This is a genomic window from Pseudomonas sp. Irchel 3E20, assembly GCF_900187645.1.
Lineage (GTDB): Bacteria > Pseudomonadota > Gammaproteobacteria > Pseudomonadales > Pseudomonadaceae > Aquipseudomonas.
In genome coordinates, this window is the sequence record NZ_FYEE01000001.1 from 110771 (window position 1) to 124835 (window position 14065).

11 protein-coding genes and 1 tRNA gene are annotated in these 14065 nt (G+C 60.1%); 11 read left to right on the forward strand and 1 reads right to left on the reverse strand.

Annotation, left to right across the window (positions count from 1 at the left end):
* Nucleotides 1-36: 36 nt before the first annotated feature.
* From nusA to CKW13_RS00500, 8 genes are all read left to right on the forward strand, one after another.
* Nucleotides 37-1518 carry a transcription termination factor NusA gene (gene nusA / locus CKW13_RS00465; RefSeq protein ID WP_095105900.1) on the forward strand — a complete coding sequence of 494 codons (1482 nt, stop codon included), beginning with the start codon at nt 37-39 and terminating at the stop codon, nt 1516-1518.
* 27 nt (nt 1519-1545) lie between these two features.
* Nucleotides 1546-4062, forward strand: coding sequence for a translation initiation factor IF-2 (infB, locus tag CKW13_RS00470; RefSeq protein WP_095105902.1), 2517 nt, complete (start codon nt 1546-1548; stop codon nt 4060-4062).
* Between the two features lie 159 nt (nt 4063-4221).
* Nucleotides 4222-4623, forward strand: a complete 402-nt coding sequence (gene rbfA / locus CKW13_RS00475) for a 30S ribosome-binding factor RbfA (RefSeq protein ID WP_095105904.1) — start codon at nt 4222-4224, stop codon at nt 4621-4623.
* Between the two features lie 3 nt (nt 4624-4626).
* The gene (truB, locus tag CKW13_RS00480) at nt 4627-5544 is read left to right on the forward strand and encodes a tRNA pseudouridine(55) synthase TruB (RefSeq protein WP_095105906.1); all 918 of its coding nucleotides are present in this window, start codon (nt 4627-4629) and stop codon (nt 5542-5544) included.
* A 161-nt stretch (nt 5545-5705) separates the two neighbouring features.
* Nucleotides 5706-5975, forward strand: coding sequence for a 30S ribosomal protein S15 (gene rpsO / locus CKW13_RS00485; protein ID WP_003176135.1), 270 nt, complete (start codon nt 5706-5708; stop codon nt 5973-5975).
* 196 nt (nt 5976-6171) lie between these two features.
* The gene (pnp, locus tag CKW13_RS00490; RefSeq protein ID WP_095105908.1) at nt 6172-8277 is read left to right on the forward strand and encodes a polyribonucleotide nucleotidyltransferase; all 2106 of its coding nucleotides are present in this window, start codon (nt 6172-6174) and stop codon (nt 8275-8277) included.
* A 125-nt stretch (nt 8278-8402) separates the two neighbouring features.
* Nucleotides 8403-8478 (forward strand) — tRNA-Thr (locus tag CKW13_RS00495).
* Between the two features lie 133 nt (nt 8479-8611).
* Nucleotides 8612-8917 (forward strand): DUF6388 family protein, encoded by a 306-nt coding sequence (locus CKW13_RS00500; RefSeq protein ID WP_095105910.1) that lies wholly within the window; start codon nt 8612-8614, stop codon nt 8915-8917.
* 74 nt (nt 8918-8991) lie between these two features.
* On the opposite strand, the gene nadC is transcribed toward CKW13_RS00500, so the two are convergent.
* A complete protein-coding gene (gene nadC / locus CKW13_RS00505; RefSeq protein WP_095105912.1) occupies nt 8992-9840 on the reverse strand; it encodes a carboxylating nicotinate-nucleotide diphosphorylase in 849 nt (282 codons plus the stop codon).
* A 296-nt stretch (nt 9841-10136) separates the two neighbouring features.
* On the opposite strand from nadC, the gene CKW13_RS00510 reads away from it, so the two are divergent.
* The 3 genes from CKW13_RS00510 to ampE all read left to right on the forward strand — a co-directional run bounded on the left by CKW13_RS00510 (nt 10137) and on the right by ampE (nt 13331).
* Complete coding sequence (locus tag CKW13_RS00510) at nt 10137-11876, forward strand: DUF1631 domain-containing protein (RefSeq protein ID WP_095105914.1); 1740 nt, start codon at nt 10137-10139, stop codon at nt 11874-11876.
* A gap of 61 nt (nt 11877-11937) precedes the next feature.
* Nucleotides 11938-12498: a 1,6-anhydro-N-acetylmuramyl-L-alanine amidase AmpD gene (ampD, locus tag CKW13_RS00515; RefSeq protein WP_095105916.1), complete on the forward strand. Its 561-nt coding sequence runs from the start codon at nt 11938-11940 to the stop codon at nt 12496-12498.
* Nucleotides 12495-13331, forward strand: coding sequence for a regulatory signaling modulator protein AmpE (gene ampE / locus CKW13_RS00520; protein WP_095105918.1), 837 nt, complete (start codon nt 12495-12497; stop codon nt 13329-13331). Before ampD ends, ampE begins: the two co-directional genes overlap by 4 nt.
* The last annotated feature ends 734 nt before the right edge of the window (nt 13332-14065 follow it).

Below are 14065 nucleotides of genomic sequence, written 5' to 3' on the forward strand. Positions count from 1 at the left end.
CGCGGATCCAATGGCTTGCGAAAGGCGAGGCGTACGATGAGCAAAGAAGTACTGCTGGTTGTTGAGTCGGTATCCAATGAAAAGGGCGTACCGGCAAACGTGATTTTTGAAGCGCTGGAGCTGGCCCTGGCCACTGCTACCAAGAAGCGTTTTGAAGACGAAGTTGACTTGCGTGTGGAAATCAATCGCCACACGGGTGCCTATGAGACTTTCCGTCGCTGGACGGTGGTCGAAGAAGCCGATCTGGATGATCCGGCAATCGAAACCTGGCCGAGCAAGGTTGCGCAAACGCATCCTGGCGCCAAGGTTGGCGATGTCGTTGAAGAGAAGATCGAGTCCATCGAGTTTGGCCGCATCGCTGCACAGACTGCAAAGCAAGTCATCGTGCAGAAGGTTCGCGAAGCCGAGCGTGCTCAGGTTGTCGATGCCTATCGCGAGCGTCTGGGTGAAATCATCTCGGGCACCGTGAAGAAAGTGACCCGCGATAACGTGATTGTCGATCTGGGCAACAACGCTGAAGCGTTGCTGGCTCGTGAAGACATCATTTCTCGCGAAACCTTCCGTGTTGGCGTGCGCTTGCGTGCGCTGCTCAAGGAAATTCGCACCGAGAACCGCGGCCCGCAGTTGATCCTGTCGCGTACCGCGCCGGAAATGCTGATCGAGTTGTTCCGCATCGAAGTGCCGGAAATCGCCGAAGGCCTGATCGAAGTCATGGCAGCGTCCCGCGATCCGGGTTCGCGCGCCAAGATCGCGGTCCGCTCCAAGGACAAGCGTATCGACCCGCAAGGTGCCTGCATTGGCATGCGCGGTTCGCGCGTCCAGGCAGTATCGGGCGAGTTGGGCGGCGAGCGTGTGGATATCGTTCTGTGGGACGACAACCCGGCGCAGTTCGTGATTAACGCCATGTCCCCGGCGGAAGTCGCGGCAATTATTGTTGACGAAGATGCCCACGCCATGGACATCGCCGTCGGCGCAGACAATCTGGCTCAGGCCATCGGTCGCGGTGGTCAGAACGTACGTCTGGCTAGCCAATTGACCGGTTGGACCTTGAACGTGATGACCGAATCGGACATCCAGGCTAAGCAGCAAGCGGAAACCGGCGATATTCTGCGCAACTTCATCGACGAGCTGGAAGTCGACGAAGACCTGGCGCAGGTACTGGTTGACGAAGGCTTCACCAGCCTGGAAGAGATTGCCTACGTACCGGTGGAGGAAATGCTCAACATCGACGGCTTTGACGAAGATACCGTCAACGAGCTTCGCGCTCGCGCCAAGGATCGTTTGTTGACCAAAGCCATCGCTACTGAGGAAAAGCTGGCAGACGCCCATCCGGCCGAAGACCTGCTCTCGCTTGAGGGTATGGACAAGGATTTGGCGATGGAACTGGCGGTGCGCGGCGTAATTACCCGCGAAGACCTGGCCGAGCAGTCTATTGACGACCTGCTCGACATCGACGGCATTGACGATGATCGTGCCGGCAAGTTGATCATGGCCGCCCGAGCCCATTGGTTCGAGTAATTAGGCGCGGCCTGAGGAGAGAAGTGCATGACGCAAGTCACGGTGAAACAACTGGCCGATGAGGTCAAAACACCGGTAGAGCGCCTGTTGCAGCAGATGCGTGAGGCAGGTCTGCCGCACACCGCCGCCGATGAAGGTGTGAGCGATAGTGAGAAGCAGTCCCTGCTGACTCACTTGAAGAGCAGCCACAAGGCGAAAGTGGAAGAACCGCGCAAGATCACTTTGCAGCGTAAAACCACCAGCACCCTGCGTGTTGCTGGCAGCAAAAGCATCAGTGTTGAAGTGCGCAAGAAAAAAGTTTTCGTGCAGCGTAGCCCGGAAGAAATCGAAGCCGAGCGCAAGCGTGAACTGGATGAACGTCGCGCAGTAGAAAATGCTGCCCGTCAGAAGGCTGAAGAAGAAGCCAAGCGTCGCGCCGAAGAAGAAGCGCCTCGCCAGCCTACTGCTGCGCAACCTGTCTCGACCCCTGCGGTTGCAGCACCTGTTGCAGCGGCCGAGCCTGTGCGTGAAGCCGCGGTTGCAGCACCTGCCCCAGCGGCGGATGCACGCAAGCGTGAGGAGCCACGTCGCCCCGACAAACCGCGTGCCGATGATAACAACCGTCGCGGCAGTGGCGATGGCGAGCGTAAAAACGCTCCTCATCGTGCGACCGTCAAGGAAAAGGCTCCGGCGCCACGGGTTGCGCCACGTACTACCGACGAAGAAAGCGATGGCTTCCGTCGTGGTGGTCGCGGCAAGGCCAAGCTGAAGAAGCGCAACGCCCACGGTTTCCAGAGCCCAACCGGCCCTGTCGTGCGTGAAGTGAAGATCGGCGAGACCATCACTGTGGGCGATCTCGCCCAGCAGATGTCGGTCAAGGCAGCTGAAATCATCAAGTTCATGTTCAAGCTGGGTACCCCAGCGACCATCAACCAGGTACTGGATCAGGAAACTGCCCAACTGGTTGCTGAAGAACTGGGCCACAAAGTGACCCTGGTCAGTGACACCGCCCTGGAAGATTCCCTGGCCGAGTCCCTGAAGTTTGAAGGCGAGGCGTTCTCCCGTGCCCCTGTCGTGACCGTAATGGGCCACGTTGACCACGGTAAGACCTCCCTGCTCGACTATATCCGTCGTGCCAAGGTTGCAGCTGGCGAAGCCGGTGGCATCACCCAGCACATCGGTGCATACCACGTTGAAACCGAACGCGGCATGGTCACCTTCCTCGACACCCCAGGTCACGCCGCGTTTACCGCCATGCGTGCCCGTGGTGCCAAGGCTACCGACATCGTGATCCTGGTGGTTGCAGCGGACGACGGCGTAATGCCGCAGACCATTGAAGCCGTACAGCACGCCAAGGCTGCTGGTGTTCCACTGGTTGTTGCGGTGAACAAAATCGACAAGCCGGGCGCCGATCTCGATCGCATCCGTAGCGAACTGTCGGTTCACGGCGTGACATCCGAAGAGTGGGGCGGTGATACGCCATTCGTTTCCGTATCCGCAAAAATGGGTACCGGCGTTGACGACCTGCTCGAAGCGGTCCTGCTGCAAGCCGAAGTTCTGGAGCTCAAGGCAACGCCTTCGGCCCCGGGTCGCGGTGTTGTGGTCGAGTCCCGTCTGGACAAGGGGCGCGGCCCGGTAGCGACTGTTCTGGTTCAGGACGGTACGCTGCGTCAAGGCGACATGGTCCTGGTGGGCTCGAACTATGGCCGCGTGCGCGCCATGCTCGACGAGAACGGCAAGTCCATCAAGGAAGCCGGTCCTTCCATTCCTGTCGAGATCCTCGGCCTGGACGGTACACCGGACGCTGGCGACGAGATGAGCGTAGTGGCCGACGAGAAGAAGGCCCGTGAAGTGGCTCTGTTCCGTCAAGGCAAGTTCCGCGAAGTCAAATTGGCTCGCGCTCATGCTGGCAAGCTGGAAAACATCTTCGAGAACATGGGTCAGGAAGAGAAGAAGACGCTCAACATCGTCCTCAAATCCGATGTCCGTGGTTCGTTGGAAGCGTTGAACGGTGCCTTGAATGGCCTGGGCAACGACGAAGTGCAAGTGCGCGTGGTCGGTGGCGGTGTCGGTGGTATCACCGAGAGCGACGCCAACCTGGCACTGGCCTCCAACGCTGTACTGTTCGGCTTCAACGTGCGTGCCGATGCCGGTGCGCGCAAGATCGTCGAGCAGGAAGGTCTGGATATGCGTTACTACAACGTGATCTACGACATCATCGAAGACGTCAAGAAAGCCCTGACCGGCATGCTCGGCAGCGACGTGCGGGAGAACATCCTGGGCGTGGCCGAAGTGCGTGACGTGTTCCGTTCGCCGAAATTCGGCGCGATCGCCGGTTGCATGGTTATCGAAGGTGTTGTGCACCGTAACCGTCCAATCCGTGTACTGCGTGAAGATATCGTTATCTTCGAGGGCGAGCTGGAATCCCTGCGCCGCTTCAAGGATGACGCTTCCGAAGTACGTGCCGGCATGGAATGCGGTATCGGCGTGAAGAGCTACAACGACGTCAAAGTCGGTGACAAGATCGAAGTCTTCGAGAAGGTTCAGGTTGCTCGCAGCCTCTAACTCGCGCACTTCAGGAGCCGTGATGGGCAGCCGCATGCAAATGCACGGCGCATCAGCAGGCCTCTAAACGCAACGCCCGGTCTGGCTTCTGTCAGGCCGGGCGTTTGCCGCTTTCAGACCCCACGGGTTTCACCGTGCGGCAGTAACAGGTAACAAGACATGGCAAAAGAATATAGCCGTACCCAGCGTATTGGCGATCAGATGCAGCGTGAGCTGGCACAGCTGATCCGTCGTGAAGTCAAAGACCCGCGCGTAGGACTCGTCACCATCACGGCAGTGGAAGTCAGCCGTGACGTCGGTCACGCGAAGATTTTCATCACCGTGATGGGCCAAGACAGCGCCGACGATATTGCCCAGAGCATCAAAGTGCTCAACGCGGCCGCCGGTTTCCTGCGTATGCAGCTGGCCCGCGAGATGAAGCTGCGTAGTGTTCCGCAGTTGCACTTCCACTACGACGAAAGCGTTGTGCGTGGCGCCCACCTGTCTGCGTTGATCGAGCGCGCGGTGGCAGAAGACAGTCAGCATCCGGTTGCGGCTGAACCCGAAGACACCAAGGAGTAATCGGTGGCTCAGGTCAAACGTATCCGTCGTAATGTCAGTGGCATCATCCTGCTCGACAAGCCATTGGGCTTTACTTCCAATGCGGCCTTGCAGAAGGTCCGCTGGTTGTTGAATGCCGAGAAGGCCGGGCATACCGGCAGCCTCGATCCGCTGGCCACTGGCGTATTGCCGCTGTGCTTTGGCGAGGCCACCAAGTTTTCCCAGTACCTGCTCGATTCCGACAAGGGCTATGAAACCCTGGCGCAATTGGGCAAGACCACCACCACGGCAGACGCCGAAGGTGAGGTGTTGTTGGAGCGCGAAGTGACCGTTGGTCGCGAGGATATCGACGCCGTTCTGCCTGCTTTTCGTGGGCAAATCAGCCAGATACCGCCGATGTACTCGGCGCTCAAGCGTGACGGCCAGCCGCTGTACAAGCTCGCGCGTGCAGGTGAAGTGGTGGAGCGCGAACCGCGTTCTGTTACTATTGCGCGCTTGGAACTGCTTGCCTTTGAAGGCGACACTGTGCGGCTGGCGGTAGATTGCAGCAAAGGCACCTATATCCGTACCCTTGTGGAAGATATCGGTGAGCAACTGGGCTGTGGTGCCTACGTGGCAGAACTGCGACGTACTCAGGCCGGGCCTTTTACGCTGGCCCAGACGGTGACGCTGGAAGAGCTCGAAGCGGTTCACGCCGAAGGCGGCAACGAGGCGGTCGACCGCTTCCTGATGCCTTCGGACAGCGGTTTGCTGGATTGGCCGCTATTGCACTTCTCCGAGCACAGCGCGTTCTACTGGCTCAACGGCCAACCGGTGCGTGCCCCGGATGCGCCGAAGTTCGGCATGGTGCGGGTACAGGATCACAATGGCCGCTTTATCGGTATCGGTGAAGTGAGCGAAGACGGGCGCATCGCGCCGCGTCGACTGATTCGGTCAGAATGACCGGAACCAGTTTGGTGTAAAAGCGCAGTAGCTTTTGCACAAACTGGGACGAGGGTGGCTGTTAACAGGCATGGTCACTACTCATTTTTAGATACAGGGATTTGTCCCTGGCCTGTTGAAACCGCCCTTTTGGGTGGTTTCCTTAAAAAAAGGATTGCCTCATGGCTCTCGACGTTCAAGAAAAAGCACAAATCGTAGCTGACTATCAGCAAGCTGTTGGTGACACCGGTTCGCCAGAAGTGCAAGTTGCACTGCTGACCCACAACATCAACAAACTGCAAGGTCACTTCAAGGCCAACGGTAAAGACCACCACTCCCGTCGTGGTCTGATCCGCATGGTAAACCAGCGCCGTAAGCTGCTGGACTACCTGAAAGGCAAGGATCTGGGTCGTTATCAGGCTCTGATCGGTCGCCTGGGTCTGCGTCGCTAATCAGCGATTGCGCTAGAGGTTGGTTGTTTGCCGTGTGTCAGTGGGTTTCCCGCTGGCCCATGGCAGGCTCCCAGCCTCAAGTTTTATCTGGATACACGTTTTACCCTGGACAGTAGCGTTGGGCCGACTCCCGACATTGCCCAAGAATTTCGCAAGAAAACCAGTTCCCCAAGAGCCACAAAGAAGGTAGGACACCGTGAACCCGGTAATCAAAAAATTTCAGTTCGGTCAGTCGACCGTAACCCTCGAGACTGGCCGCATCGCCCGTCAGGCTTCCGGCGCAGTATTGGTCACCGTTGACGACGACGTCAGCGTGTTGGTGACTGTCGTTGGTGCCAAGCAAGCAGATCCAGGCAAGGGCTTCTTCCCTCTGTCCGTTCACTACCAGGAAAAGACTTACGCTGCCGGTAAGATCCCTGGCGGTTTCTTCAAGCGCGAAGGCCGTCCTTCCGAGAAAGAAACCCTGACTTCCCGACTGATCGACCGTCCGATCCGTCCGCTGTTCCCCGAAGGCTTCATGAACGAAGTGCAGGTTGTCTGCACCGTCGTCTCCACCAGCAAGAAAACCGATCCGGACGTCGCTGCGATGATCGGTACCTCGGCTGCCCTGGCGATCTCCGGCATTCCTTTCGATGGCCCGATCGGCGCTGCCCGTGTTGCCTACCACCCTGACACCGGCTACCTGCTGAACCCGACCTATGAGCAACTCAAGGCTTCGAGCCTGGACATGGTCGTAGCCGGTACTAGCGAAGCTGTGCTGATGGTGGAATCCGAAGCCAAAGAGCTGACCGAAGACCAGATGCTGGGCGCCGTATTGTTCGCCCACGACGAGTTCCAGGTCGTCATCAACGCCGTCAAGGAACTGGCTGCCGAAGCCGCCAAGCCAACCTGGGCCTGGGCGCCTCAAGCAGAAGCCACCGCGCTGCTGGGCGACATCCGTGCCGAGTTCGGCGAAGCGATCTCCCAGGCCTACACCATCACCGTCAAGGCCAACCGTTACGCTCGCCTGGGCGAGCTGAAGGACCAGGTCGTGGCCAAGCTGTCGGGCGAAGAAGGCCAGCCTTCTGCCAGCGAAGTGAAAGCGGCTTTCGGTGAAATCGAATACCGCACCGTTCGTGAAAACATCGTCAACGGCAAGCCACGTATCGACGGTCGCGACACCCGCACCGTGCGTCCGCTGAATATCGAAGTCGGCGTTCTGCCCAAGACCCACGGTTCGGCCCTGTTCACTCGCGGCGAAACCCAGGCCCTGGTCGTTGCAACTCTGGGTACTGCCCGCGACGCACAGTTGCTGGACACCCTCGAAGGCGAGAAAAAAGACCCCTTCATGCTGCACTACAACTTCCCTCCGTTCTCGGTGGGCGAGTGTGGTCGCATGGGCGGCGCGGGTCGTCGTGAAATCGGTCACGGCCGTCTGGCCCGCCGTTCGGTACAGGCCATGCTGCCTGCCGCCGACGTGTTCCCGTACACCATCCGCGTGGTGTCGGAAATCACCGAATCCAACGGCTCCAGCTCCATGGCTTCGGTCTGCGGCGCTTCCCTGGCGCTGATGGACGCCGGTGTACCGATGAAGGCACCGGTTGCCGGTATCGCCATGGGTCTGGTTAAAGAAGGCGAGAAGTTCGCCGTCCTGACCGACATCCTGGGCGACGAAGACCACCTGGGCGACATGGACTTCAAAGTAGCCGGTACCGCCAAAGGCGTGACTGCGCTGCAGATGGACATCAAGATCAAGGGCATCACCGAAGAGATCATGGAGATCGCCCTGGGCCAAGCCCTGGAAGCGCGCCTGAACATCCTCGGCCAGATGAACCAGATCATTGCTCAGTCCCGCACCGAGCTGTCGGAAAATGCTCCGACCATGATCGCGATGAAAATCGACACCGACAAAATCCGTGATGTCATCGGTAAAGGCGGCGCGACCATCCGTGCGATCTGCGAAGAAACCAAGGCTTCGATCGACATCGAAGACGACGGTTCGATCAAGATCTTCGGCGAAACCAAGGAAGCTGCTGAAGCTGCACGCCAGCGCGTTCTGGGCATCACCGCCGAAGCCGAGATCGGCAAGATCTACGTCGGCAAGGTTGAGCGCATCGTCGACTTCGGCGCATTCGTCAACATCCTGCCGGGCAAGGATGGCCTGGTTCACATCTCCATGCTGAGCGACGCTCGCGTTGAGAAAGTGACCGACATTCTGAAAGAAGGTCAGGAAGTGGAAGTGCTGGTACTGGACGTGGACAACCGCGGCCGTATCAAGCTGTCCATCAAGGACGTCGCAGCAGCCAAGGCTTCGGGCGTTTAATCACGCGTTGACCTGGTAGAGAAAAGCCCCGCCGCGAAAGCTGCGGGGTTTTTTTTTGCCCGCGACAAATTGAGGCGCGCCCGCGAGTTGCTTGACCTGAAGGTCAGTGCTAGGTTTAGCCCACTGCCCGTGTAGCTCAGCCGGTAGAGCAGCGCACTCGTAACGCGAAGGTCGCAGGTTCGATTCCTGTCTCGGGCACCAGCGATACCTTGTTTTCAGATGATCCCGAATGGTTCTGAAGGCCAGACAAACCGGTCTGTAAGCGGTTTTTTGCGTCAGAGAGATCCTTGATGATCCAGATCCATCTTCCATTCCCCCGATCAGCGAGAACGACATGAGCGTTAAAGCATTGGACCCGCAAGCCCGCCACGAAGAAGCCCTCAAGAAGTACATGCTTGATGCGCCACAGCTGTTGGACGAAATCAAGGACCTGAGCGCCGACGATCAGAAGGACCAGATCCAATGGGCCTTCGAGGACGAAGCCGAGGCGCAGGGGCTACAGCCCTGGGAACTGACCCTCAAGTACACCGCCAGCCCAGAAGCATTTGAAGCCGAGCGCCTTGTACTGCACAAGGAAGCGGCCGAAGTGCTGGGCGTGGAATGGGACGAATACTGCGAGATGAATAATCTGGTGGTCTAGCGCTGCAAGTTTGAAGCCGCAAGCTACAAGCTCAAGCCAATCCCTTGCAGCTTGTAGCTCGCAACTTTAGCGGCTTAAAGGCTAAGCCTCATCGACAGGTCTACTGCTTTTACGTCTTTGGTCATCGAGCCGATGGAAATGTAATCCACGCCCGTTTCCGCAATGGGCCGCAGGGTGCTTTCGTTGATTCCGCCGCTGGCCTCCAGCTTGGCTTTGCCCGCGTTCAGGCGCACCGCTTCGCGCATATCGTCGTGGCTCAGTTCGTCGAGCATGATGATGTCGGCGCCGGCGGCCAGGGCTTGCTGCAACTCCCCGAGGTTTTCCACTTCCACTTCCACCGGTTTGCCCGGGGCGATTTTGTGCGCGGCGGCAATGGCCTGGGCGATCCCGCCACAGGCGGCGATATGGTTTTCCTTTATCAGGAAGGCGTCATACAGGCCGATGCGGTGGTTGTGGCAGCCGCCACAGGTCACCGCGTATTTTTGCGCCAGGCGCAGGCCCGGCAGGGTCTTGCGCGTATCGAGCAACTTGACCCGGGTATCGGCGACCATGTCCGCCAAAAACTGCGCGCGCGTTGCCACGCCGCTGAGCAATTGCAGGAAGTTCAGCGCACTGCGCTCGCCGCTGAGCAATGAGCGCGCCGGCCCTTCGAGGTGGAACAGCGCCTGGTTGGGGCTTACACGCTCGCCGTCATGCACTTGCCAATGCACTGCCACGCGTGGGTCCAACTGCCGGAACACCGCATCGACCCACGCCGTGCCGCTGATGGTGGCGCTGTCGCGGGTGATGATGGTGGCTTTGGCCAGGCGTTCGGTGGGGATCAATTGGGCGGTGATGTCGCCGCTGCCGATGTCTTCGAGCAACGCACGGCGCACGTTCGCTTCGATTTCGGTGGACAGGTCGGCGAGACGAAGATTAGGCATAACGGGCTCCACAAACAAAGTGGCCCGATTATAGGGGCATGCCAGCGTCCAACCCAAGGCGACAAATGCCCCGGCGCTTGGTTTCGTCGGGGTTTATCGCACCGTCACATAATTGCCGTAAAAGCTAATTTCCACTCAGCTGCAGAGGATGCTGGCACAAGTGCCATCTTTTACCGATAATCCGCCCGGTATTTGACGTCATAGCTTTGACGTCCCTGTTTTCGGCCCGCGCATCCCTGTGCATCCTGGCCGTTTCAGTGGCACCGATCTTTAAATCACCGTTCCAGGAGGCTTGGATGCACAACGACGGGAATGTGGTGCCTTTGCACAAAGGCACTGCCGATCAGGCGAATCCTTCGCCGCTCGCCCGCCTGCCGGTGATTCTGATTCAGGTGCGTGACAAGGCCGCCCAGCAACTGCGCCATGGCCTGCAAGCGCTCTTCGACAATGCCGACGACACCCTCTTCGAGATGGCCGACCGGGCGCTGAACAATGTTGAACAGAACACCTTCTTTGAAGCCATGCGCGACCTGCGCCTCAAGCGCAAAAGCATCGAACGCGGCTTTCTTGAGCAATTCTTCGCCGCTTGTGCCGGGCTGACCCACTACGACCTGGCCCAAGTGTCCTTGCCGGTGGCGGGCGCTTTCGACCCCTCAACCCAGGTGCGCGATGACGACTTGGAGCGCGCCGTGGCCGTGGACGCCATGGTCGCCCGGGTACTGAGCCGAGAGGGCCTTGCCCTGGGCCAATTGACCGCGCGCCTCAACGCCTTGCTGGGCAAGCGCCTGGACGAGCGCCACAACCCCATGGGCCCGGCGTTGCTCTGCGAGTACTTCTTGCAGGCGGGGCGCAACCTGGGGGTGGAGATCAAGGTCAAGCTGATCCTGCTCAAGCTGTTCGAGAAGTACGTGCTCAGCGAAAGCGACCAGCTCTACGGTGACGCCAACCAACTGCTGATCGCCACCGGCGTGCTGCCCCAGCTCAAGGCCGCGCCGGGGCGCCGCAGCACGGTGGAGGCCGAGCCACACCCAGCACCGGCCGCCACTGCGCAGGGGGCCTGTGACGAGCAGGTCGAGGAAGTCTTCCGCGCCTTGCAGGAGCTGCTGTTCCACGTGCGCGGCAGCGTTGCGCCGACCCTGGAAGCCAGCGCCCAGGCGCAACCGATCTCCACCCGTGACCTGCTGCGCCTGCTCTCCCATTTGCAGCACTACGTGCCCGAGCCCGGCGCCCAGGAGGACTTCGACCTACGCAACCAGCTCGAACAACTGCTCACCCGTGGCAGCGTCAAGAGCGGCAAGGCCCGGGGCGTGGCGGTGGCCGATGAAGACGTTATCAACCTGATGGCCATGCTCTTTGAGTTCATCCTGGCCGACCGCAACCTGCCGGAGTCCCTCAAGGCGTTGATGGGGCGCTTGCAGATCCCGATGCTCAAGGTCGCGGTGCTGGACAAAAGCTTCTTTAGCCGCGGCAACCACCCGGCGCGGCGCCTGCTCAACGAAATCGCCGCCGCGGCCCTGGGCTGGGGCGAGTGCGACGACCACCAACGTGACACCCTGTACTTGCGCATCGAACAGGTGGTGCAGCGCTTGCTCAACGATTTCGACGACGACCCGGCGATCTTCACCGAGTTGCTTGCTGAATTCATCGCCTTCACCGACGCCGAGCGCCGCCGCAGCCTGCTGCTGGAGCGGCGCACCTGTGAGGCGGACAGCACGCCACTGGACACCTCGGTTGCGGACTTGTCCGCAGGCGACCCCGGCCTGTTGCAGGTCGCCAAGCTGCGCCCCGGTTGCTGGGTCGAGTTCCAGGAAGACGAGGACAATCGCCTGCGCTGCAAGCTGATTTCCGTCCTTGAACCCCAGGGCCAATACCTGTTCGTCAACCGCACCGGGATGAAAGTGCTTAAACGCAGCCGCGCCGCCCTGGCCCTGGAGCTGCGCGACGGCACGGCCCGCCAACTCGACGATCGGCTGCTGTTCGAGCGGGCGTTGGAGTCGGTGCTGGGCAACTTGAGCCGCCTCAATCGCGGCAAGTGATCGCAACCGCGGGGCGGATCACGGCATACTGCGCCATCGCAACCCGTGCCAAGGAACCTGTATGCAGTTGGACCCCGCGAGCGGTTGGTGTCAGGGCGTGCAGTTATGCCCCTCGCCCAACTTCAATGCGCGCCCCGCGAATGAAGTCTCCCTGTTGGTCATTCACAACATCAGCTTGCCGCCGGCGCAGTTCGCTACCGGCAAGGTGCAGGAGTTTTTCCAGAATCGCCTGGATGTCACGGAACATCCCTACTTTGCAGGCATCGCCGACCTGCGGGTTTCTGCGCATTTTCTGATCGAGCGCGATGGTAAGGTCACGCAGTTCGTGTCCTGCCTGGACCGCGCCTGGCACGCCGGCGTGTCGTCGTTCGAGGGGCGCGAGGGGTGCAACGATTTTTCCCTGGGGATCGAGCTGGAGGGCACGGATGACCAACCCTTCAGCGACGCCCAGTACCACGCGTTGGTCGCCCTTACCCGGCAGTTGCAAGGGGTGTTCAGCGCCATCACCACGCAGCGTATTTGCGGTCACAGCGATATTGCCCCCGGGCGCAAGACCGACCCGGGGCCGGCGTTCGATTGGCCACGCTATCGCCGGGCCTTGAATGAGGGAGAAGGACAATGAGTTTTCTGGTGTTGCTATTGGCGGTGCTGGTCGAGAAATTCTCGGCCCTGCGCCAGCGTCTCCAGCGCGACAGCGGCTGGGTACGCGAACTGAACAAACTGGAGGCCGGCAAACGCCTGGGCAACCAGCCCTGGCTGGTGCTGGCGGTGATGATCCTGCTGCCGGTGGCCGTGCTGGGCCTGTTGTTGCTGGTGCTGGAACCCGTGGCCTATGGCCTGTTGGCATTGCCGATCCATCTGCTGGTGGTGATCTACAGCCTGGGACGCGGGGATCTGCTCGGGGAGTTGGGGCCGTTTCGCGATGCCTGGCGCCGTGAAGACCTGCAAGCGGCGGCCCACGTCGCCCAGCGCGACCTGAACATTGGCGCCGACAGCGGCGAGCAGTTGCTGGAGCGGGTCCAGGGGCACTTGCTGTGGCAGGCCTACCAAAGCTTCTTCACGGTGATTTTCTGGTACTTCCTGCTGGGGCCGGTGGCGGCGTTGAGCTATCGCCTGCTGGCGTTAGCCGCTGAACAGGGCAAGAGCACGGCCCTGATCGAACGCGCCAGCCAACTGCGCCATGCCTTCGATTGGCTGCCGGTGCGCCTGCTGGCCGCCAGTTTCGCCCTGGTGGGCAACTTTGCGGCAGTCAGCCGGGTGATGCTGCACGAATTACTCAACTGGCACATCAGCGCCGCGCAGCTGATCGAAAAGGCCGGGTTGGCCGGGGCCGAAATCCCGCCCCCAGAGACTGGCGCCGAAGGCATCGCCAGCCTGGACCGCATCTGGGAACTGCTGCTACGCGCCGCTGTGCTCTGGTATGCCACTTTTGCCCTGTGGACCGTGCTGCTGTAGGCGCTATGTCGCACCTGCCGGTCGGCGCTGCACTCCCGACCGGCGGTTAACCTTAAGTTACAAAACTCCCTGCTGATTTGAGTTATACAAGCATCTGCGTTCAGTAGTGGCTTTTTGCTGCTCCTGTACGACTGCCCATAACAATAATAGGTAAGGGAGAAGTCTTTTGAAGAGCTTGCTCTATCCCGCCATCGCGCTGATGAACCGCCTGAGTTTCGGCATGAAGTTCAGCCTAATCAGCGTCTTGTTCTTCGCGCCGATGTTGGTGACCAATTTCTATCTGGTGCGTGATTCCTACCGCCAGTTCCACGCCACCCAAGTCGAACTGCAAAGCCTGGACCTGCTGGGCGCCAGCCTGGCCCTGCGCCGCGACCTGGAAACCCTGAACAACCTGGTGCAGATCAACGCCGTCCTGGGCCAGTCGGGCAAGGCCGGGGATGTGGAGGCCAAGATCGAGGCCCTGGAGCGCACGGTGCTGGAGCATTTGCAGGGCTTTCAGGCGATGGCGGTGGACCCTCAGCAGATCGAAGCCTTCGATACCAAGCGCGATGAAATGATCGCCGCGTTCAAGGCCCAGCAAGCCGAAAGCTCCCTGCAAAGCAAAAGTGCCTTGATCGGCAAGTTGCTCAGTAGCGCCCAGGTGTTCAGCCAGTTGATCGCCAGCCAGGCAGGCCTGAGTGGTGACGCCCAGAGCGATATCCGCCAACTCACTGACTTGGTGACGGCCGTTACCC

Bases quoted from the DNA above. Each gene is read 5' to 3' on its own strand.
- nusA (WP_095105900.1), top strand. From the start codon at position 37: ATGAGCAAAGAAGTACTGCTGGTTGTTGAGTCGGTATCCAATGAAAAG.
- infB (WP_095105902.1), top strand. From the start codon at position 1,546: ATGACGCAAGTCACGGTGAAACAACTGGCCGATGAGGTCAAAACACCG.
- rbfA (WP_095105904.1), top strand. From the start codon at position 4,222: ATGGCAAAAGAATATAGCCGTACCCAGCGTATTGGCGATCAGATGCAG.
- rpsO (WP_003176135.1), top strand. From the start codon at position 5,706: ATGGCTCTCGACGTTCAAGAAAAAGCACAAATCGTAGCTGACTATCAG.
- CKW13_RS00500 (WP_095105910.1), top strand. From the start codon at position 8,612: ATGAGCGTTAAAGCATTGGACCCGCAAGCCCGCCACGAAGAAGCCCTC.
- nadC (WP_095105912.1), bottom strand. From the start codon at position 9,840: ATGCCTAATCTTCGTCTCGCCGACCTGTCCACCGAAATCGAAGCGAAC.
- CKW13_RS00510 (WP_095105914.1), top strand. From the start codon at position 10,137: ATGCACAACGACGGGAATGTGGTGCCTTTGCACAAAGGCACTGCCGAT.
- ampD (WP_095105916.1), top strand. From the start codon at position 11,938: ATGCAGTTGGACCCCGCGAGCGGTTGGTGTCAGGGCGTGCAGTTATGC.
- ampE (WP_095105918.1), top strand. From the start codon at position 12,495: ATGAGTTTTCTGGTGTTGCTATTGGCGGTGCTGGTCGAGAAATTCTCG.